The sequence below is a fragment of the Streptacidiphilus sp. MAP12-33 genome (genome assembly GCF_041261265.1).
Classification (GTDB): Bacteria; Actinomycetota; Actinomycetes; order Streptomycetales; family Streptomycetaceae; genus Streptacidiphilus.
This window is the reverse complement of sequence record NZ_JBGCCA010000040.1, coordinates 76,175-96,424: the sequence shown is the minus strand read 5'-3', so window position 1 is coordinate 96,424 and position 20,250 is coordinate 76,175. Positions and strand designations below refer to the sequence as shown.

Here is a 20,250-nt window from a genome sequence, read left to right as displayed (position 1 = left end):
CGCCCGGTTACATTCCGAACCCGGAAGCTAAGCCTCACAGCGCCGATGGTACTGCAGGGGGGACCCTGTGGGAGAGTAGGACGCCGCCGAACAACCTTTCACAGCAGGCCCCTGACCATCGGTCAGGGGCCTGCTGCGTCATGCCGTAAAGTCGGCCTCACCCGTACGCACCGTACGACGTTCGAAGTGGTTCAACAGGAGGCTCCCGAGTGGAGGTACAGGAGACGCGCGTCCAGACCGACCGCGTGTTCACCATCCCCAACGTGCTGAGCATGGCGCGGCTCGTCGGCGTGCCGGTCTTCCTCTGGCTGGTCCTGTGGCCGGTCTTCGGCGGGCCCAAGAACGACGGCTGGGCCATCGCCATCCTGATGCTGAGCGGGGTCAGTGACTACCTCGACGGCAAGCTGGCCCGCCGATGGGGCCAGATCAGCCGGCTGGGTCAGCTCCTTGACCCCCTCGCTGACCGACTCTTCGTTCTCTCGACGATCGTCGGCCTGACCGCTCGCCGCATCATGCCGTGGTGGCTGACGGTGATCCTGCTCAGCCGCGAAGTCTTCATCGCATGCCTCCTTCCGATCCTCCGGCGTCACGGATACGGACCACCCGAGGTGAACTTCATCGGGAAGGCGGCTACGTTCAATCTGATGTACGCATTCCCTTTGCTGCTGCTCACGACCTACACCAACTGGGTCGGGACTGTGGCGAGCATCATCGGTTGGGCGTTCGTCTGGTGGGGTACGACGCTCTACTGGTGGGCAGGAATTCTGTACGCGGTACAGACTCGCCGTCTCGTGAAGCAGACGGGGGCGGGCACCCTGTCCGAATGAGGAGGAGCCAGCCGAGATGAAGGCCGTTGTGATGGCCGGAGGCGAGGGAACTCGTCTCCGCCCGATGACCGCGAGTATGCCCAAGCCACTCCTGCCGGTGGTGAACCGGCCGATCATGGAGCATGTGCTCAGGCTGCTCAAACGACACGGCCTGACCGACACGGTCGTGACAGTGCAGTTCCTCGCGTCACTCGTCCGGAACTATTTCGGTGACGGCGAGGAACTCGGCATGAGCCTGACCTATGCCAACGAGGAGAAACCCCTCGGTACGGCCGGCAGCGTCAAGAACGCCGAGGACGCACTCAAGGACGACTCGTTCCTGGTGATCTCGGGTGACGCGCTCACCGATTTCGACCTGACCGAGCTGATGGAATTCCACCGCTCCAAGGGAGCGATGGTCACCGTCTGTCTGACCCGCGTGCCCAACCCCCTGGAATTCGGGATCACCATCCTGGACGAGGAGGGCCGGGTCGAGCGCTTCCTGGAGAAGCCGACCTGGGGGCAGGTCTTCTCGGACACCGTGAACACCGGCATCTACGTCATGGAGCCCGAGGTCTTCGACTACGTCGCGGCCGACACCTCCGTCGACTGGTCGGGTGACGTCTTCCCGCAGCTGCTCAAGGAGGGCAAGCCGATCTACGGCTTCGTCGCCGAGGGCTACTGGGAGGACGTGGGCACGCACGAGAGCTACGTGAAGGCCCAGGCGGACGTCCTGGAGGGCAAGGTCGACGTCGAGATCGAGGGCTTCGAGATGGCCCCCGGTGTCTGGGTCGCGGAGGGCGCGGAGGTGGACCGCGAGGCGGTGCTGCGCGGGCCCCTCTACATCGGCGACTACGCGAAGGTCGAGGGCGGCGTCGAGATCCGCGAGCACACCGTGCTCGGCAGCAACGTCGTCGTCAAGCGCGGGGCGTTCCTGCACAAGGCCGTCATCCACGACAACGTCTATATCGGCCCGCAGACCAACCTGCGCGGCTGCGTCATCGGCAAGAACACCGACGTGATGCGCGCCGCGCGGATCGAGGACGGCGCGGTCATCGGGGACGAGTGCCTGATCGAGGAGGAGTCGATCATCGCGGGCAACGTCCGCGTCTACCCCTTCAAGACGATCGAGGCCGGCGCCTTCGTCAACACCTCAGTCATCTGGGAGTCCCGCGGCCAGGAGCACCTCTTCGGGGCTCGCGGTGTCTCCGGGATCATCAACGTCGAGATCACGCCCGAGCTGGCCGTGCGGCTCGCCGGGGCCTACGCGACGACGCTGAAGAAGGGCGCGACGGTCACCATCGCCCGTGACCACTCCCGTGGCGCGCGTGCGCTCAAGCGCGCGATGATCTCCGCGCTCCAGGCGAGCGCGATCGAGGTGCGCGACCTGGAGAACGTGCCGATGCCCGTCGCGCGGCAGCAGACCGCGCGCGGCAGCGCGGGCGGCATCTTCCTGCGGACCACGCCGGGCGTGCCGGACTCGCTCGACATCCTCTTCTTCGACGAGCGCGGCGCGGACCTCTCGCAGGCCGGCCAGCGCAAGCTCGACCGTGTCTACGCGCGCCAGGAGTACCGCCGCGCGTTCCCGGGCGAGATCGGCGACCTGACCTTCCCGGCGACGGTCTTCGACTCCTACGCGGGCAGCCTGCTGCGTGCGATCGACACGAGCGGGGTGCGGGACGCCAAGCTCAAGGTCGTCGCGGACGTCGCCAACGGCAGCGCGTCGCTGCTGCTGCCCAGCATCCTGGGCAAGCTCGGCATCGAGGCGCTGACCGTCAACCCCGGCATGGACGAGGCGCGGCCGACGGAGACGATCGAGGAGCGGCGGGCCGGCATGGTTCGGCTCGGCGAGCTGGTCGCGTCCTCGCGGGCGGCGTTCGGGGTGCGGTTCGATCCGGTGGGGGAGCGGGTCTCCTTCGTCGACGAGCGCGGCCGCATCATCGAGGACGACCGTTCGCTGCTGGTCCTGCTGGACCTGATCGCTGCGGAGGGCCGCAGTGGGCGCGTGGCGCTGCCGGTGACCACGACCCGCATCGCCGAGCAGGTCGCGGCGTACCACGGCACGCAGGTGTCCTGGACGACGACCTCGCCCGACGACCTGACGCGGGCGGCGTCCGCCGAGGGCACGGTCTTCGGCGGCGACGGCATCGGCGGATTCGTGGTGCCCGAGTTCAGCGGGGTCTTCGACGGCACGGCGGCGTTCGTGCGCCTGCTGGGGCTGGTCGCCCGGACGCAGCTGACCCTCAGCCAGATCGACGCGCGCATCCCGCGGGCCCACGTGCACCGCCGCGACCTCGCCACCCCCTGGGCGGCGAAGGGCATGGTCATGCGGAAGGTCGTGGAGGCGGCGGGCGAGCGCGAGGTCGACACGACCGACGGCGTCCGCGTCGTCGAGCCGGACGGCCGATGGACCATGGTCCTCCCGGACCCGGCCGAGGCGGTCACCCACCTCTGGGCCGAAGGCCCGGACGAGACCTCCACGCTGGCGCTGCTGGACGAGTGGGCCGCGGTCGTGGAGTCTGCCGGCCGAGATTAGTTGCACTATCCAGGGGCGCGGGGCTCTGCTTGATCAACTGCGGGCGCCAACCACCACCCTGTGCGGATGGCCCTGAACATTGAGGACCATCCGCACGCCGGTGGCTTGTCGCGCCCGCGACGCGGAGCCGCATATCGGCACGGCCCCGCGCCCCTGGGTGGGGGCAACCGGAGCGACGTGGGACGATAACCCCCATGTCGACGACCGCCCCCCGACCCGACGAGCGCGCGGACGCGCGCTACGCGCGGCCGGACGCGTCGATGTCGCTGCTCACGAACGTGATGGAGCACAGCCTCGACGACGGCTACGCCGACGAGGCGCGCCGGACGGGTCGCTACGGCAGCAGCCGGCTCCCGACCACGCTCAAGGGGCGTCTGATCCTCGGGCTCGGGCTCGCCATGGTGGCGACGATCCTCACCATGGGCGCCGATCAGGTGCACCAGAGCGCGCCCGTCGCGGCCAAGCAGCGGCAGGCGCTGATCGACAGGATCAACCAGTCCACCGTCACGGCCGACGGCCTCCAGCAGCAGGTCGACCAGATCCAGACGGAACTGAACCAGGCCCGCACCAGTGCCGTCGGTACGCAGGGGACCGCCCAGCTCGACGCGCTGGAGCTGGTCATCGGCGAGACGCCGGTCGGCGGGCCCGGTGTGCAGGTGACGGTGGACGACGCGGCCTCGGCCGGGACGGACCTGAACAACGCGAGCCCCCGCGCGAACGCGGGATTCGGGAACACCGGGCGGGTGCGCGACAGCGACCTGCAGCTGGTGGTGAACGCGTTGTGGCAGTCCGGCGCCGAGGCGGTCGCGATCAACGGGGAGCGGCTGACGAACCTGTCGGCGATTCGGGCCGCGGGTGACGCGATACTGGTCAACGACCACCCGCTGACGCTGCCCTACACCCTCCAGGCCGTCGGCGGGCCGGGCCTGCAGCAGTCCTTCCAGAACAACGCCTACGGCGGGCTGTATCTGGCGCAGCTCAAGCAGAACTACCAGATCCGCTACGGCGTCTCCGCTGAGAGCAGCCTCGCGCTGCCGGCGGCGAGCGTCGGTTCTCTCATCAACGCACACCCGTCTCCGTCGGAAGGGACCAAGGGACCGTGATCGCCGTCATCGGGCTGGCGCTCGGAGTCGTCGTCGGGCTGTTCGTGCAGCCGGACATCCCCGCCTCGCTGGTTGCGTATCTGCCGATCGCCATCGTCGCCGCCCTGGACGCGGTCTTCGGCGGGGTCCGGGCGATGCTGGACGGGATCTTCTCCGACAAGGTGTTCGTCGTCTCGTTCCTCTCCAACGTGGTCGTGGCCGCGCTGATCGTCTTTCTCGGCGACCAGCTCGGCGTCGGTTCGCAGCTGTCGACCGGTGTGATCGTCGTCCTCGGCATCCGGATCTTCTCGAACGTGGCAGCCATCCGCCGCCATCTGTTCAGGGCCTAGCCGTGACGTTCTGTGACAGAACCGGAGTGCAGTGAACGAAAACCGGGGTAGTACGGGTGGCAGGATGATGCGGGAGGGTCGGCGGACAGGCGTGGGTTACGTGGGAGACGTGGGAGACGTGGGAGTGGCACCGTGAGCAGCGACGAGGAGTCGGTCGAGCCCGCGCCCGAGGCAGAGCCCGGGCCGCCGCTCACCGGCCGTCAGCGCCTCGGTGCCGCGCTGTGGCCGCCGCGTGTCAACCGCGCCCAGCTCGTCGTCGCGCTGCTCCTCTTCGCCCTCGGCCTCGGCGTGGCGTTCCAGGTGCGGTCCAACACCACCGAGAACCAGCTGCGCGGTGCCCGCGAGGACGACCTCGTCCGCATCCTCGACGAGGTCGACGCCCGGCAGCAGCGGCTGGACCAGGAACGCCAGCAGCTGCAGACCTCGTTGAGCCAGTTGCAGACGAGTTCGAACCAGGCGAAGGAGGCGCAGGCCCAGACCAAGCTGAAGGAGCAGCAGCTCGGCGTGCTCGCCGGGACGGTCGCCGCGACCGGCCCCGGGGTGACGCTGACCATCAAGGACCCGGGCGGAAACGTCCAGGCGGCTATGCTGCTCAACACGCTGGAGGAGCTGCGCGCGGCAGGGGCGGAGGCGGTACAGATCAACAACGTCCGGGTGGTGGCGAACACCTGGTTCTCGGATGCCAGCCGGGGGGTGGTGGCGATCAGCGGTACGAACGTCGCCCAGCCCTACGTGTTCACGGTCATCGGCAATCCACAGGATCTCGACACCGCGCTGAACATTCCGGGGGGTGTGGTGCAGTCGGTGGCCCGTGAGAACGGGACCGCGACGGTGAAGCGCTCGCAGTCCCTGGCCGTGACTGCCTTGATCCCTTTGAGCACGCCCGACTACGCTCACACGACGCATCCATGACGCCGTACACCTCAGCAGGTCCTCAAGTTCCGCACGCACCAGTCCTGTCCACGATGGCTCCACCTCGCCCCACGGGCGGGTCCGTGTCACGCAAGGGGTATCGCCCGTGAGTCTGTTCTCGAAGCTGTTCGGCCGGAAGTCCCGCGAGGGCGCTGCGGTCGAGGCACCCACCGCCCGGCACCGCCGGGCGGACGCCGAGTTCGGCGCCGGTGTGCCCGGCATGCGCAACCCGGAGACCGACAGCTACGCCCCGGCCGGTGAGCGGCCGCTCTTCCGCGACGAGGACGGCCGACACGCGGGCGTGCCGAGTAGCGGTCCTATAGCCCCTCAGCCGGTACCCTCAAGCTCAGGTGGAGGGTTTGCGGCAGATCCGTATTCCCAAGGCCAGTCAGGCGATCCGCGACAGGAGGCCGCAGGCGTGACGTTGTGCACCCGATGCGGATACAACAACCCCGAGTCCGCCCGCTTCTGTTCCAACTGCGGTGCCCCGCTGCGGGCCCGTGTGGGCGGGGTCGAGCGTCCGTCGGAGACGACGTCCACGATCTCGATCTCCGGGCTGGAGGCTTACGAGCCTGAGGCCCAGACGCAGGTCCCGGGTCTCTCGCCGGAGGCCCAGGCGGCCGTCGACGCGCTGCCGCCCGGCTCGGCCCTGCTGGTGGTGCGCCGCGGCCCGAACTCGGGCAGCCGGTTCCTGCTGGACACGGACCTGACCACGGCCGGTCGCCACCCGGAGAGCGACATCTTCCTCGACGACATCACCGTCTCGCGGCGCCACGTGGAGTTCCGGCGCCACCAGGGCGGGGCGTTCACCGTCGCCGACGTGGGCAGCCTGAACGGCACCTACGTCAACCGCGAGCGGATCGACGAGGTGCCGCTGAACACCGGCGACGAGGTGCAGATCGGGAAGTACCGGCTGGTCTTCTTCGCCGCCCGCCCGGGGTACTGATACGCGGTGCCCCGCCCCTGGGAGGAGTGAGTCAACCGTCGTGCAAGCCGACAGCGGTACCCCGGGGGCGGTGGCGCCCTTCGTTCCTCCCGGCCGTCGGGCCGGAGTCGTCCTCGGCCGGCCGCAACTGCTGAGCATCGGTGCGGTCCTGACCGAGCTCCAGGCGGAGTTCCCCGAGGTCACCATCTCCAAGATCCGCTTCCTGGAGGCGGAGCGGCTGGTCGAGCCGCAGCGGACGCCCTCGGGGTACCGCAAGTTCAGCGAGGCCGACGTGGAGCGGCTGGCGTACGTGCTGCGCATGCAGCGCGACCACTACCTGCCGCTGCGCGTCATCCGCGAACACCTCGCCGCCCTCGACCGGGGCGAGAACCCTCCGGCGCTGCCGGGGCCCGGCGGGGCCGCTGAGGAGTCCGCGCCGGATGCCGTGATCACCCCCGGCCCGCTGGCGCCGTCCGGCCCCCGGCTGGGACGCTCCGAGATGCTGGCGGCCGCCGGGATCACCGACGCGCAGCTGAGCGACTGGGAGTCCTACGGACTGGTCAGCTCGGACCCGGACGGCGGCTTCGACGCCGAGATGCTGCAAGTGGCGCGCTTGGTCGCCGAGTTGGGGCGCTTCGGGCTGGAGCCCAGGCACCTGCGATCCGTCAAGGCCGCGGCGGACCGGGAGATCGGGTTGGTGGAGCAGATCGTCGCTCCGCTGCGACGGCACCGGAACCCGCAGACCCGCGCTCACGCTGCGGCGATGGCTCGTGAGCTCGCCAATCTCTCTGTCCGGCTGCATGCCGCGCTCGTGCAGGCCGGGCTCCGCGCACGGCCCTGAGGCGCGCGGCGCTTGAGGACAGCGCGACTGGAGCAACTGGCCTATCCGGCGCCTGCGCCCTAGGGTTGCATTGTGAACGAGCTAGACGTCGTGGGCGTGCGGGTGGAGATGCCGTCGAACCAGCCGATCGTGCTGCTGCGCGAGGTCGGTGGGGACCGGTACCTGCCCATCTGGATCGGGCCCGGCGAGGCAACGGCCATCGCCTTCGCGCAACAGGGCATGACTCCCGTGCGGCCGCTCACGCACGACCTCTTCCGCAACGTGCTGGAGGCGGTCGGACAGCGGCTGACCGCCGTGCGGATCACCGATCTGCGGGAGGGCGTGTTCTATGCCGAGCTGGTGTTCGCCAGCGGCGTCGAGGTCAGCGCGCGTCCGTCGGACGCGATAGCGCTGGCGCTGCGCACCGGTACGCCGATCTACGGCGCCGAGGACGTGCTCGACGAGGCCGGCATCGCGATCCCGGACGAGCAGGAGGACGAGGTCGAGCGCTTCCGCGAGTTCCTCGACCAGATCTCCCCGGAGGATTTCGGCAGCTCAGGCGCCCAGTAGGCCGGGGTGAACGGGTGGTTTGAGCGGTTCCATTCGCGCGGAGATACCCCCGCTCAGGACACGCAAAACCACCCGCGAGACTGACGCCACCCGCCATGCCGAGCGTGGCGATCGTTGACGCGCTCTTGGCTACTGCCTACCTTCGACTGTGAACGTCCCGGGTGTGCCACCCCGCACCCCCGCGCAGGCGGTTCCGGAGTCGACAGGACGGAGGGTCGTGTTGAGCAGCACGGGTGACAGAACGGCCACGGGCGGCTCCTGCCCCATCCATACCCCGGTCCGGACGCTGCCGCGTGCGGCGCGGTCCGGGTGGGAGGGGATGCCGATGGTGCCGCTCCCGGCGGACCCGCAGGACGACCTGCTGCCCAGCGCGACGGAGGTCCTCGGCTACCGCGGGCCCACCGCCTGCGCCGCCGCCGGGATCACCTACCGCCAGCTCGACTACTGGGCTCGTACCGGGCTCGTCGAGCCGAGCGTGCGGCCGGCCCAGGGCTCCGGCACCCAGCGGCTGTACGCGTTCCGCGACATCCTGGTGCTGAAGGTCGTCAAGCGGCTGCTGGACGCGGGCGTCTCGCTGCAGAGCATCCGGGCGGCCGTCGACCATCTGGCGCAGCGTCCGGAGGAGGCGCTGCCCGGCATCACGCTGATGAGCGACGGCGCGACGGTCTACGAGTGCAGCTCGGCGCACCAGGTCGTCGAGCTCCTCCAAGGCGGCCAGGGCATCTTCGGCATCGCCGTGGGCGCGGTGGCGCGCGAGGTCGAGGCCTCGCTGAGCCGCCTGCACGGCGAGCGCGCCGACACCGGTGAGAACGTCCTCGGCTTCGATCCGTCCGACGAACTGGCCCGGCGCCGCAACCGCGCGGTCTGAACCGCGCGTCCGTCGGTCGTAGACGAAGACGATCGACGACGGGTGGGGATTCATGCGGTTCGGGCTGCCACGGGTGCGGGTGCGCTGGCGGGAGCGGAGAACGCAGCGGCGGGGGTTCCAGCTGCTGTGCGCGGCGGCGCTCGCCGTGCTGTTGCCGACGGCGGTGGTCTGGTACCAGGGCGGCCCCCGGCTGCGGACGGTCGCCGACGCGCCCGCCGAGCCCGTCGTGCTGGTCTTCGGCGCCGGGCTGGACGGCGGAAAGCCCTCCCCCTACCTGGCCCACCGGCTCGACGCCGCCATCGCGCTCTACCGGGCCGGTCGGGTCCGCGCGGTGCTGGTGACCGGTGACAACAGCAGGGCGAGCTACGACGAGCCGGACGCCATGCGCACCTACCTCGTCGGGCACGGTGTCCCCCAGGACCGCATCGTGCGCGACTACGCCGGCTTCAACACCTGGGACTCGTGCGCGCGGGCCCGCCGCATCTTCGGCGTGACCAGCGCGCTGCTGGTCAACCAGGGCTATGCGATCCGGCGCGCGGTCGCGCTGTGCGAGGCGGCGGGCATCGACTCCTACGGCATCGGCGTCGATGAACCGCACGACCGGACCTGGCAGGCCGGAGTCGCGCGCGAGATCGCGTCGATGGACAAGGCCGTCCTGCTGGACGAGCTGTTCGACCCGAACCCGCACCTGCTCGGTCCCGACGAGGCCTCGTCGCTGGCGTCGGCGGAGGCCGCCGCGCCCTGAGCCGCTGGTGTGACCGTGTTGTCGTACCTGTGCGCGATGATCGGGGTGTGCGCGCCATGCCGACGATCCTGCACCTCGACATGGACGCCTTCTTTGCCTCGGTGGAGCAGGCGTCCAAGCCGAGCCTGCGCGGAAAGCCGGTGATCGTCGGCGGCCTCGGCGCTCGTGGTGTCGTCGCCACGGCCTCCTACGAGGCCCGGCGTTTCGGGGTCCACTCGGCGATGGCCATGGCGCACGCGCGCCGCCTGGCGCCCAACGCGGCCTACCTGATCCCGCGCTTCGAGGTCTACCGGCAGGTCAGCGACGCGGTGATGGCGCTGCTGCGGGAGCTCTCGCCGCTGGTCGAGCCGCTCAGCCTGGACGAGGCCTTCGTCGACCTCGCGGCGGGTCCGTACGGGCAGGCGCTGGAGGCGGAGGGCGCGGAGCTGGCCCGCGCGCTCGGTGAGGACCTGCGGGCCGACATCCGCGACAAGGTCGGTCTGACCGGCTCGGTGGGTCTGTCCACCACCAAGTTCCTCGCCAAGATCGCCTCCGAGCAGGCCAAGCCGGACGGGCTGGTGATGATCGACGCCGGACGCGAGCGCGAGGTGCTGGACGCGCTCCCCGTCCGTGCGCTGCCGGGCGTCGGCCCCGCCACGGAGGAGACGCTGCGCCGCGCCGGGCTGGCGATGGTTTCGGACGTGGCGGCCCTCCCGCAGGAGGAGCTGGTGCATCTGCTGGGCCGCGCCCACGGCGCGGGCGTCCACGAACTCGCCCTGGGCCGGGACAACCGGCCCGTCGTCGCCGAGCGGGACGCGAAGTCCGTCTCCGTGGAGGACACCTTCGAGGTGGACCTGCTCGACCGCGACCACATCGTCGGCGAGCTGGAGCGCCTGGCCGACCGCTGCGTCCGCCGGCTCCGCGCGGCGGGCCGCTCGGGCCGGACGGTGGTGGTCAAGATCCGCCGCTTCGACTTCAGCACGCTGACCCGCAGTGAGACGCTTCCCGCGCCGACGGACGATCCGCTCGTCATAGCCCAGATGGCGCGGCGCCTTCTCGACTCCGTCGAGCTGCTGGGCGGTATCCGGCTGCTGGGGGTGGGCGTGACCGGTCTGGCGGACTGGACCCAGGAGGACCTCTTCGCGCAGGCCCTGCGGGAGGGCATGGAGGAGGAAGCCGAGGAGGCGGAGGAGGAGCAGGAACCCGCCTACGGCGGCCCGGGCGCGGTCCGGGCCTTCCACCCGGGCGGCGAGCTCTCAGCTCGGCGCTGGGCACCCGGGCAGGACGTGGAGCACACGGAGTTCGGGCACGGCTGGGTCCAGGGCAGCGGGGTCGGCCGGGTCACGGTCCGCTTCGAGACTCCCGTCTCGGGGGTCGGCCGCGTCAAGACCTTCCCGGTCGACGCCCCGGAACTCAGCTCAGCAGATGCACTTCCCTTGCTCGGGAGCGCCTAGCAGCACTTGAAGGGGCGCGGGGCTCGGCCGATATGCGGCTCCGCCGAGCGGGCGCGAGCCACCACCGGCGTGTGCGGATGGCCCTGCTCGCTGAGGACCATCCGCACGCCGGAGGGGGCACCTCTGGGGCACCTCTGGGGCACCTCCCGGCCGAAGGCTGGGGGATTGTTGCGCTCACGCAGGGGGCACCTCCCGGCCGAAGGCGGGGGGAGGAGCCGCACATCGGCAGAGCCCCGCGCCCCCGGCTGGTCCAGCTACGCGCCCATCGCGTGTCCGGGCAGGTCCGGGTTGCGGGGGGTGGTGCCCATCGGGGTGGCCGGGCGGAGGGGCGCGCTCGGCGCGCCGTAGGTGCCCGCGCCGTTGCCGCCGTTCGCGGTCGCCGGAGGCGTCGCACTGACCGGCGTACCCGCCGGCTTGCTGCCGTCCTGGACCTGGATGTGCTCGCGGTGGAGCTGCTCGCGGACGATCTCCTCCTCGGTGATCCGCTCGGTCACCAGGCGGATCCGCTCGACCGGGACGATGGTCTTCTTCACCACCAGCCGCTCCTCGTGGAGGGTCACCTCCTCCACGCTCTCGGCGATCTCGGCCTCGGTGAGCTGTGCCCGCTCCTCCGCGCTCACCGGCACCCGCTCGACGCGGATGCGCTCACGCACGACCGGGACGCGGCGCTCGACCTGCTCGCTCGTCACGTACTTGCGCAGCCGCGCGCGGCCGAGGACCCGCCACTCGGTGGAGATGTCCAGGCGCTCCTCGCGGCACACGAACTCGACCGGGTCCGGAACCGGGTCCTTCGCGCTGGTCGACGTCGCCGGAATGCCCAGACCCGGCAGCGGGTCGGTCAGGGGGTCAGGACGGCGCTGCGTCCCCGCGGCCGTGCCCGCCGCGATGCCCGCGCCGGCCCCCATGCCCATGCCGGTGCCCATGCCCGCGCCGGTGCCCATGCCCGCGCCGGTGCTCATGCCCGCGCCGGTGCTCATGCCGGTGCCCATGCCCGCGCCGCTTCCGGGGAAGGGCGCGGCCGGAGGCGTCTGCACGGTCGGGGCGCTCGGCGTGGTCGGCGCGGTGGCCGGTGCGGACATCGCGGCCGCGGCCGGAGCCGCAGCCGCCGCAGCGGCGGCGCCGGCGCCCGCGACGGTGGGCTGCTGCCCCGTCGCGGCCGCCGCCGGCGCGGTGCCGGTCATGAACGCGGACGTGCGGCCCGCAGTCGCGAGCGGCTGGACGGTCGGGGTGGTCAGGGTCTGCTCCACGGGCTTCTCGTGCATCTCGGTCTTCTCACGGTCCTGCGCTTTCGCGATCGGCCCGGACCCGGAGCCCGCGGCCGCGGCCGCGGGGGTGGCCGGGGTCGACGGCTTCTCGCCGGCCTTCATGCCCGGCTGGGCCGCGTGCTGGCCGGTGCCGGTCGGCACCTCCAGGCCGTAGTAGCGGTAGAGCTGCAGCTCCTGCGCCGGGGAGAGATGCTGGCCGACGCCGAAGTCGGGGGAGTCCTTCACCAGCGCCTTGTCGTAGGGCACGCGCAGCTCGTCGGAGACGAACTCGCTCGTCGTGAGCGGCACGAAGGCGTCGCGGCCGAACAGGCCGGTCCGCACGGCGGCCCACTCGGGCTGACCGGTCGCGTCGTCGAGGTAGACCTCGTCAACCGTGCCGATCTTGTCGCCGTTCTTGTCGACGGCCTTGTGCCCGATCAGATCCCTGGGGTCGATCTCGGTCTGCACGCTTCCCACTCCTCCATCGGCCGCGCCGGTCTGCTCAAAAGACGAACGTGCTCAACTCATACGAAAAGGCACAATGATCCCTTTGTCGAACGCATGCGACCGCATCGGTGTGTCGCTGCGCCGTATGGGTTGCCGCAGGTGGGCCGGTGCCCGTCGATCGGATGATCCGCGCTGGTACCCTGGCGGTTGACCGTCGAGCACGCGCGGGAGAGTCCGGCACCCGAATGGGGGGCCGGCGCCGAAGGAGCAACTCCTCCCCGGAATCTCTCAGGCCGAAGTACCGCGCAGGCGAGGTCGACTCTGGAAAGCAGGACTGTGCCGGGCACCTCCGGCAGGGTCCTCACCGACGGTGAAAGTCGGCTCCCTCACCCGGGGCCGGTGAAGCTCTCAGGTTCCATGACAGAGGGGGAGGTCGTCCGGGCGCTCCACAGCGTCCACCCGGTCCGACCAGGAGGCCAGACTCCCCATGACGTCGTCGCTTTCCGAGCTGGAGCAGTCCAGCCCGTTCGAGAACCGCCACATCGGCCCGGCGGCAGAGGCGCAGGCCAAGATGCTGGCGCAGGTGGGCTACGGCTCCCTGGACGAGCTGACCGCCGCGGCCGTGCCGGACGCGATCCGCAGCCTGACCGCGCTGGACCTGCCCGCCGCCCGCTCCGAGGCCCAGGTGCTGGACGAGCTGCGCGAGCTGGCCGGCCGCAACCAGGTGCTCCGCTCCATGATCGGCCTGGGCTACTACGGCACCTTCACCCCGCCGGTGATCCTGCGCAACGTGCTGGAGAACCCCTCCTGGTACACGGCGTACACGCCCTACCAGCCGGAGATCTCCCAGGGCCGCCTGGAGGCCCTGCTCAACTTCCAGACCGTCGTCACCGACCTGACCGGCCTGCCGACCGCCGGTGCCTCGCTGCTGGACGAGGGCACCGCCGCCGCCGAGGCCGTGGCGCTCGCGCGTCGCATGGGCAAGGTCAAGGGCGGCGTCTTCGTCATCGACGCCGACACCCTGCCGCAGACCATCGCCGTCATCGAGACCCGGACCGTGCCGACGGGCATCGAGACCGTCGTCGCGGACCTGAGCGAGGGCATCCCGGCCGAGATCGCCGAGCGTGGCGTCTTCGGCGTGCTGCTCCAGTACCCGGGCGCCTCCGGCGCCGTGCGCGACCTGGCCCCGGTCGTCGCGCAGGCCAAGGAGCTGGGCGCGGTCGTCACCGTCGCCGCCGACCTGCTGGCGCTGACCCTGCTGAAGTCCCCCGGCGAGCTCGGCGCGGACATCGCCGTCGGCACCACCCAGCGCTTCGGCGTCCCGATGGGCTTCGGCGGCCCGCACGCCGGCTACATGTCCGTGCGTGCCGAGTTCGCCCGCAGCCTGCCGGGCCGCCTGGTCGGCGTCTCCGTCGACGCCGACGGCAACCGCGCCTACCGCCTGGCCCTGCAGACCCGCGAGCAGCACATCCGCCGCGAGAAGGCCACGTCGAACATCTGCACCGCCCAGGTGCTGCTGGCCGTCATGGCCTCCATGTACGCCGTCTACCACGGCCCCGACGGCCTGGCGAAGATCGCCTCGCGTACCCACCGCTACGCCGCCGTCCTGGCCGAGGGCCTGCGCCGCGGCGGCGTCGAGGTCGTCTCCGGTTCGTTCTTCGACACCGTCACCGCCCGGGTCGCCGGCCGCGGCGCCGAGATCGTCGCGTCGGCTGCCGCCGCCGGTGTCAACCTGCGTCAGCACGGCGCCGACCTGGTCGGCATCGCCTGCGACGAGACCACCACCCGCGCCGACCTGGTCGCCGTCTGGGGCGCCTTCGACGTCAAGGCCGCGGAGCTGGACATCGACGCGCTGGACGCCGAGGCGGGCGCCGCCCTGCCGGACGCGCTGCTGCGCACCGACGAGTACCTGACCCACCCCACCTTCCACGCGCACCGCTCCGAGACCGCCATGCTGCGCTACCTGCGCTCGCTCGCGGACAAGGACTACGCGCTGGACCGCGGCATGATCCCGCTCGGCTCCTGCACCATGAAGCTGAACGCCACCACCGAGATGGAGGCGATCACCTGGCCGGAGTTCGCGAACGTGCACCCGTTCGCCCCGGTCGAGCAGGCCGCCGGCTACCTCCAGCTGATCAACGAGCTGGAGGACCGTCTGGCCGAGGTCACCGGCTACGACAAGGTCTCCATCCAGCCCAACGCCGGTTCCCAGGGCGAGCTGGCCGGCCTGCTGGCCGTCCGTGCCTACCACCTGTCCAACGGCGACAGCGGCCGTGACGTCTGCCTGATCCCCTCCTCGGCGCACGGCACCAACGCCGCCTCCGCCGTGATGGCGGGCATGCGCGTCGTGGTCGTCAAGACGCTGGCCGACGGTGACGTGGACGTCGAGGACCTGCGCGCGAAGATCGAGCAGCACCGCGACTCGCTCGCCGTGCTGATGGTCACCTACCCGTCCACGCACGGCGTGTTCGAGGAGAACATCGGCGACATCTGCGCCGCGATCCACGAGGCGGGCGGCCAGGTCTACGTCGACGGCGCCAACCTCAACGCGCTCGTCGGCCTCGCCAAGCCGGGCAAGTTCGGCGCGGACGTCTCGCACCTGAACCTGCACAAGACCTTCTGCATCCCGCACGGCGGTGGCGGCCCGGGCGTCGGCCCGGTCGCGGTCCGCGCGCACCTGGCGCCGTTCCTGCCGAACCACCCGCTCCAGCCGACCGCCGGCCCGGAGACGGGCGTCGGCCCGATCTCGGCCGCGCCGTGGGGCTCGGCGGCGATCCTGCCGATCTCCTGGTCGTACGTCCGCCTGATGGGCGGCGAGGGCCTCAAGCGCGCCACGCAGGTGGCCGTGCTGAACGCGAACTACATCGCGAAGCGTCTGGCCCCGTACTTCCCGGTGCTCTTCACCGGTCCCGGCGGCCTCGTCGCGCACGAGTGCATCATCGACCTGCGGCCGCTGGCCAAGTCGGCGGGTGTCTCCGTGGACGACGTGGCCAAGCGCCTGATCGACTACGGCTTCCACGCCCCGACGATGTCGTTCCCGGTGGCCGGGACGCTGATGATCGAGCCGACGGAGAGCGAGGATCTGACCGAAATCGATCGCTTCTGCGCGGCGATGATCGCTATCCGTGCGGAAATTGACAAGGTTGGCTCCGGGGAGTGGCCGGTGGAGGACAACCCGCTGCACAACGCCCCGCACACCGCTGCCGCGCTGGCGGGCGAGTGGGACCACGCCTACACCCGCGCCGAGGCCGTCTTCCCGGCGGGCGTGAACCCGACGACGAAGTACTGGCCCCCGGTCCGCCGCATCGACGGCGCCTTCGGCGACCGCAACCTCGTCTGCAGCTGCCCGCCCATGGACGAGTACGAGGGCTGAGCGTAGGCGCGTAGCACCTCAAGGGGCGCGGGGAACCGCGCGAGCAACCCACCGGCGTGCGGATGGCCCTGTTGAATCGGGACCATCCGCCTTGGGTGGCTTGTCGCGCGGTTCCCCGCGCCCCTAGGTGTTGCAATGAACCCAGATGCAACGAACCCAGAACTAGGCCGCACCGGCGAGGGCGCGTCGGGGGGCCACAGCCCGGCCGTCGGGGAGAATCTCCCCGGTGTCCTCGAAGACGAGGACACCGTTGCACAGGAGGTTCCACCCCTGCTCCGGGTGGCTCGCGACGATCACGGCCGCTTCGCGGTCCGGCGAGTCGGAGGACGGGCACTCAGGACGGTGCTGGCACATAGCTCGTACCCTCGTTTCGAAAACCAGCCGCGGATCTGCGGACGCGGAGGTGTGAAGTGCTTTCTCGCCGGGTAGGACGATGGGCTTGTTCCGCTGGTTCTCAGTCTCATCCTCCTGAGGCCGAACCGCAGCCATTTGGTGACATGCGTCACGTGAGAACTGGCCGGAGCAGCAGAAACCACCCGTTGTGACCATGTGCCAAGTGGTCACAACGGGTGGTGCCAGGGGGTGCTATCGGGTCAGGCCGTTCAGGGTGTTCAGGCCGTGCTGGTGAGCAGTGCCCCGCTGGTCAGCGCCAGGAGCGCCAGCAGCTCCTCCGCGTGGTGCGGGATGTGCGCGGTGACCCCGAGGGGGGCCGGGGCCAGCGGGATCAGCAGGTCCGGCGTCGGCGCGGCCGTCAGCACGGGGTGCAGCCAGAGCGCGGTCATGTAGTGGGCCGGCACCGACAGCAGGCGCGGCAGGTAGGTCGTGGGCGTCCCGGCCGTGTGCAGCCGGGCCTGCTGCAGCGCGCGCAGTGTCGCCAGGGGATACGGGCCCTCGGCGAAGTGCGAGAAGACGTGGGCCTCGCTGGGTGCCAGCTCCCCGGGCTCGGCCTCCAGCTCCCGCGTGTCCGCCGCGGCGACGACCTCCTCGCCGTCCTTGACCAGGAAGCGCCAGCCGGTCCGGCGCGCGCCGGACAACTGTGCGGTGCCGTCGCCCGGCGCCATGCCGGGGAGCGGTGGCAGCGCCGGATCCAGGAGGTGCACGGGCAGTGGATGAGCGGTGGTGAGCGGTCCGATGCAGCGTCGCATCGCCGGGGAGCGGACGGGCAGAGCGCCGGGGGCGTCCGGATCGCCGAAGGCGCCGAGGGCGTCGAGGACGGCGCGCAGGGCGGCGGCGGGCGGCTGGGGCAGCTGCATGGACATGTCGGTTCGCCTCTCGTGGCAGCAGAGACAGGCGGGGCTGGAGAGAGCTGAGCTGAGGAAAAAGCGTGTGTGGAGCTGCCGCAGGGCGCAGGCCGATGGCCCGCGCGGTGCGGGTCGACATCAGATCGTGGTGCAGGGCAGGCCCAAGGGGCCGGGTGTTCCGGCGGCGTCGGGCCATGCGTACCTGTAACTGACGAGTCTATACGAACGGGTGCACGGCGTGACTCTTCTACTACTGTCCGTGCATGGTCGCAAGGGAGATTTCGGGCAGTTCGTATACCTGGGGCCGTTTTGGCACATGCCTTCTCGCGCACGTGGTCGGAGTGTCGATCACCCCTTCGGGGCATGCTCCCCGGTACCGCCAATCGAGGGAGGGGCCGTCGCCCATGGGGGAGAAGGTCGTCGCCGGCAGCGCGGATCTCGCTGACCGTCAGCTCTACCGGCACAAACTGCGGCAGTGCGTGGACGCGTTGGAGAGACTGCTCGCCGAGGAGCGCTTCGACCGGGCCCGGGCCATGATGGGCCTGGAGATCGAGATCAACCTCGCCGACGAGGCGGGGCTCCCGGCGATGCGCAACGAGGCGGTCCTGGAGCAGATCGCCAGCGGGGACTTCCAGACCGAGCTGGGGCAGTTCAACATCGAGGTCAACATCGCCCCGCACCGCCTCGGCGGCCGGGTCCTGGAGGAACTGCGCGAGGAGCTCGCCGTCGGCCTCGCCTACGCCGACCGCCGTGCCCAGCGTGCCGGGGCGCGCATCGTCACCGTCGGCATCCTGCCGACGCTGACCGTCGACCACGCCGTCCTGGACAACATCTCCGCCGGCGACCGTTACCGGTTGCTCAACGACCGCATCCTCGCCGCCCGTGGGGAGGACATCACCCTCGACATCGAGGGCGTCGAGCGGCTGCGGGTGGACGCGGTGTCGATCGTCGCGGAGGCCGCCTGCACCTCGTTGCAACTGCACCTGCAGGTCACCCCGCGTCGCTTCGCCGGCGTGTGGAACGCCGCCCAGGCGCTGACCGGCGCGCAGCTCGCGCTGGGTGCCAACGCGCCGTTCCTGTTCGGGCGGGAGCTGTGGCGCGAGACCCGTCCGGTTCTGTTCGAGCAGGCGTGCGACACCCGTCCGGCCGAGCTCAAGGCCCAGGGGGTGCGGCCGATCACCTGGTTCGGCGAGCGCTGGATCGACTCGGTGACCGACCTGTTCGAGGAGAACCTGCGCTACTTCCCCTCGCTGCTGCCGATCTGCGACGAGGAGGACCCGCTCAAGACCCTCGCGGCGGGCGGCGTGCCCGCCCTGCGTGAGCTGCGTCTGCACAACGGCACCATCTACCGCTGGAACCGTCCCGTCTACGACGTCGCCGACGGCGTGCCGCACCTGCGGGTGGAGAACAGGGCGCTGCCGGCCGGTCCTACCGTCGTGGACACCCTGGCCAACGCCGCCTTCTACTACGGTCTCGTGCGCACCCTCGCCGACCAGCCGAAGCCCGTCTGGCAGCGGATGCCCTTCGAGCTGGCCGCGGAGAACTTCCACACCGCCGCCCGGCTCGGCATCGACGCCGAGCTGTGGTGGCCGCGCCCGGGCGGCCGCCGGGGCGGCGGGGTGGCACGCGTGCCGGCCAGGGAACTGGTGCAGCGGGAACTGCTGCCGATGGCTCATCAGGGCCTTGACGCGTGGGGCGTCGACCCGGTGGACCGGGACCTCTACCTCGGCATCATCGAGGGCCGCTGTCGCACCGGGGTCAACGGCGCGGCGTGGCAGAGCGCGGTCTTCCACGACGGCATGGAACGCCAGGGCCTGGACCGCGGTCCCGCGCTCGCGGCGATGACCCGCCGCTACATGGAGCTCTCGCGGGCCGGCGACCCGGTCCACACCTGGCCGCTGCGCTGAGCCGCCTCGGGCGGGGCACGCCCGTTCGGGTGGGGTCGCGGTCACAGACCGCTGTGCGATGATCGGGCGAACCCGCCCGATCATCGCCGGTAGTGCTCCTGTCGCGCGTGATCGTCCCGTCATCGCCGTCGGAGTAATCCTGTGAGCACGACCCAGACGCTCCCCGCGCTCCCGCAGCCGATCCGGCTGACCCGTCGCCTGCTGGGGCAGGAACTGCTGATCGTGCTGGGCCTCTCGCTCGGCGCCAGCGGCGTCTCGGCGCTGATCAGCTTCGTGGGCTCGCTGACCGCGCAGAAGTCGCTCAAGTCGCAGACCGCGACCCTGAACGGGTCGATCACCCCCGGCCGCCCCTGGCTCGACCTCACCTGGCACCTCTTCGACATCGCCACCGCGTTGGTGCCCGTCGCACTCGTCGCCTACCTGCTGGTCCGCGAGGGATCATCGCTGCGGGCGCTTGGGTTCGACTTGACGCGGCGCTGGAGCGACCTTGCCAAGGGCGTCGTGGTGGCCGCCGTCATCGGCGGTTCGGGCCTCGCCCTCTACCTCGGCGCGCGCGCCTCCGGCGCGAACCTGACCGTGGTGCCGAGCGGCCTGCCGGACGTCTGGTGGCGCATCCCCGTGCTGATCCTCTCCGCGGCGCAGAACGCCGTGGTGGAGGAGGTCATCGTCGTCGGCTACATGCTGCGGCGCCTGAACCAGCTGGGCTGGTCCTGGCCGGCGACGGTCGCGGCGAGCGCGCTGCTGCGCGGGTCCTACCACCTCTACCAGGGCGTCGGCGGGTTCGTCGGCAACGTGGTGATGGGTGTGATCTTCTGCTACCTGTACCGGCGTTGGCGCCGTGTCGCCCCGCTCGCGATCGCGCACACGCTGATCGACACGGTCGCCTTCGTCGGCTTCGTGCTGCTGGCCGGTCACGTCAGCTGGCTGCCGACCTGAGCCTTCCGACCTGAGCCGCCCGCTCTGAGCCGCCCGCTTTGAGCCTTCCGCTCTG

The 20,250-nt window shown here is 70.9% G+C and carries 17 protein-coding genes, 1 rRNA gene and 1 riboswitch; of the genes, 15 read left to right on the top strand and 3 right to left on the bottom strand.

Annotated features, from left to right (window positions below; genetic code table 11):
- The 12 genes from rrf to ABH931_RS32705 form a co-directional block, all read left to right on the top strand.
- Positions 1–92 (top strand): 5S ribosomal RNA (gene rrf, locus ABH931_RS32760); the annotation flags it as partial.
- Between the two features lie 117 nt (positions 93–209).
- Complete coding sequence (pgsA, locus tag ABH931_RS32755; RefSeq protein ID WP_370121514.1) at positions 210–827, top strand: CDP-diacylglycerol--glycerol-3-phosphate 3-phosphatidyltransferase; 618 nt, start codon at positions 210–212, stop codon at positions 825–827.
- Positions 828–843: 16 nt separating this feature from the next.
- Positions 844–3,342 (top strand): sugar phosphate nucleotidyltransferase, encoded by a 2,499-nt coding sequence (locus ABH931_RS32750; RefSeq protein ID WP_370121511.1) that lies wholly within the window; start codon positions 844–846, stop codon positions 3,340–3,342.
- A gap of 194 nt (positions 3,343–3,536) precedes the next feature.
- Complete coding sequence (locus tag ABH931_RS32745; protein WP_370121508.1) at positions 3,537–4,445, top strand: DUF881 domain-containing protein; 909 nt, start codon at positions 3,537–3,539, stop codon at positions 4,443–4,445.
- A complete protein-coding gene (locus tag ABH931_RS32740; protein WP_370121507.1) occupies positions 4,442–4,774 on the top strand; it encodes a small basic family protein in 333 nt (110 codons plus the stop codon). Before ABH931_RS32745 ends, ABH931_RS32740 begins: the two co-directional genes overlap by 4 nt.
- 132 nt (positions 4,775–4,906) lie before the next feature.
- Entirely contained in the window at positions 4,907–5,686 is a 780-nt protein-coding gene (locus tag ABH931_RS32735; RefSeq protein ID WP_370121504.1) for a DUF881 domain-containing protein, read from the top strand.
- The gene (locus ABH931_RS32730) at positions 5,679–6,632 is read left to right on the top strand and encodes an FHA domain-containing protein (RefSeq protein ID WP_370121543.1); all 954 of its coding nucleotides are present in this window, start codon (positions 5,679–5,681) and stop codon (positions 6,630–6,632) included. Before ABH931_RS32735 ends, ABH931_RS32730 begins: the two co-directional genes overlap by 8 nt.
- Positions 6,633–6,702: 70 nt before the next feature.
- Positions 6,703–7,452 carry a MerR family transcriptional regulator gene (locus ABH931_RS32725; protein WP_370121539.1) on the top strand — a complete coding sequence of 250 codons (750 nt, stop codon included), beginning with the start codon at positions 6,703–6,705 and terminating at the stop codon, positions 7,450–7,452.
- A 72-nt stretch (positions 7,453–7,524) separates the two neighbouring features.
- The gene (locus ABH931_RS32720; protein WP_370121501.1) at positions 7,525–8,001 is read left to right on the top strand and encodes a bifunctional nuclease family protein; all 477 of its coding nucleotides are present in this window, start codon (positions 7,525–7,527) and stop codon (positions 7,999–8,001) included.
- Positions 8,002–8,326: 325 nt separating this feature from the next.
- Entirely contained in the window at positions 8,327–8,869 is a 543-nt protein-coding gene (locus tag ABH931_RS32715) for a MerR family transcriptional regulator (protein WP_370121498.1), read from the top strand.
- A gap of 52 nt (positions 8,870–8,921) precedes the next feature.
- Complete coding sequence (locus tag ABH931_RS32710; protein ID WP_370121495.1) at positions 8,922–9,614, top strand: vancomycin high temperature exclusion protein; 693 nt, start codon at positions 8,922–8,924, stop codon at positions 9,612–9,614.
- Between the two features lie 47 nt (positions 9,615–9,661).
- A complete protein-coding gene (locus ABH931_RS32705) occupies positions 9,662–11,047 on the top strand; it encodes a DNA polymerase IV (protein ID WP_370121492.1) in 1,386 nt (461 codons plus the stop codon).
- Between the two features lie 254 nt (positions 11,048–11,301).
- On the opposite strand, the gene ABH931_RS32700 is transcribed toward ABH931_RS32705, so the two are convergent.
- The gene (locus ABH931_RS32700; protein WP_370121490.1) at positions 11,302–12,759 is read right to left on the bottom strand and encodes a PRC and DUF2382 domain-containing protein; all 1,458 of its coding nucleotides are present in this window, start codon (positions 12,757–12,759) and stop codon (positions 11,302–11,304) included.
- Between the two features lie 194 nt (positions 12,760–12,953).
- Positions 12,954–13,052, top strand: a riboswitch (glycine riboswitch).
- Positions 13,053–13,225: 173 nt separating this feature from the next.
- Between ABH931_RS32700 and gcvP the strand changes: the two genes are divergently transcribed.
- Positions 13,226–16,111 (top strand): aminomethyl-transferring glycine dehydrogenase, encoded by a 2,886-nt coding sequence (gene gcvP / locus ABH931_RS32695; protein ID WP_370121488.1) that lies wholly within the window; start codon positions 13,226–13,228, stop codon positions 16,109–16,111.
- Between the two features lie 162 nt (positions 16,112–16,273).
- Here gcvP and ABH931_RS32690 read toward each other — a convergent pair whose 3' ends face one another.
- Entirely contained in the window at positions 16,274–16,465 is a 192-nt protein-coding gene (locus ABH931_RS32690; protein WP_370121485.1) for a DUF5999 family protein, read from the bottom strand.
- Between the two features lie 257 nt (positions 16,466–16,722).
- Positions 16,723–17,370, bottom strand: coding sequence for a hypothetical protein (locus ABH931_RS32685; RefSeq protein ID WP_370121482.1), 648 nt, complete (start codon positions 17,368–17,370; stop codon positions 16,723–16,725).
- Between the two features lie 386 nt (positions 17,371–17,756).
- On the opposite strand from ABH931_RS32685, the gene ABH931_RS32680 reads away from it, so the two are divergent.
- Complete coding sequence (locus ABH931_RS32680) at positions 17,757–19,259, top strand: glutamate--cysteine ligase (RefSeq protein WP_370121479.1); 1,503 nt, start codon at positions 17,757–17,759, stop codon at positions 19,257–19,259.
- Positions 19,260–19,439: 180 nt separating this feature from the next.
- On the top strand, positions 19,440–20,195 hold the full coding sequence (locus ABH931_RS32675; RefSeq protein WP_370121536.1) for a CPBP family intramembrane glutamic endopeptidase: 756 nt from the start codon (positions 19,440–19,442) through the stop codon (positions 20,193–20,195).
- Positions 20,196–20,250 lie beyond the last annotated feature (55 nt).

Excerpts from the sequence above, each read along its gene's own strand:
- ABH931_RS32750 (WP_370121511.1), top strand. The coding sequence starts at position 844 with ATGAAGGCCGTTGTGATGGCCGGAGGCGAGGGAACTCGTCTCCGCCCG.
- ABH931_RS32745 (WP_370121508.1), top strand. The coding sequence starts at position 3,537 with ATGTCGACGACCGCCCCCCGACCCGACGAGCGCGCGGACGCGCGCTAC.
- ABH931_RS32715 (WP_370121498.1), top strand. The coding sequence starts at position 8,327 with ATGGTGCCGCTCCCGGCGGACCCGCAGGACGACCTGCTGCCCAGCGCG.
- ABH931_RS32710 (WP_370121495.1), top strand. The coding sequence starts at position 8,922 with ATGCGGTTCGGGCTGCCACGGGTGCGGGTGCGCTGGCGGGAGCGGAGA.
- gcvP (WP_370121488.1), top strand. The coding sequence starts at position 13,226 with ATGACGTCGTCGCTTTCCGAGCTGGAGCAGTCCAGCCCGTTCGAGAAC.
- ABH931_RS32690 (WP_370121485.1), bottom strand. The coding sequence starts at position 16,465 with ATGTGCCAGCACCGTCCTGAGTGCCCGTCCTCCGACTCGCCGGACCGC.
- ABH931_RS32685 (WP_370121482.1), bottom strand. The coding sequence starts at position 17,370 with ATGTCCATGCAGCTGCCCCAGCCGCCCGCCGCCGCCCTGCGCGCCGTC.
- ABH931_RS32680 (WP_370121479.1), top strand. The coding sequence starts at position 17,757 with ATGGGGGAGAAGGTCGTCGCCGGCAGCGCGGATCTCGCTGACCGTCAG.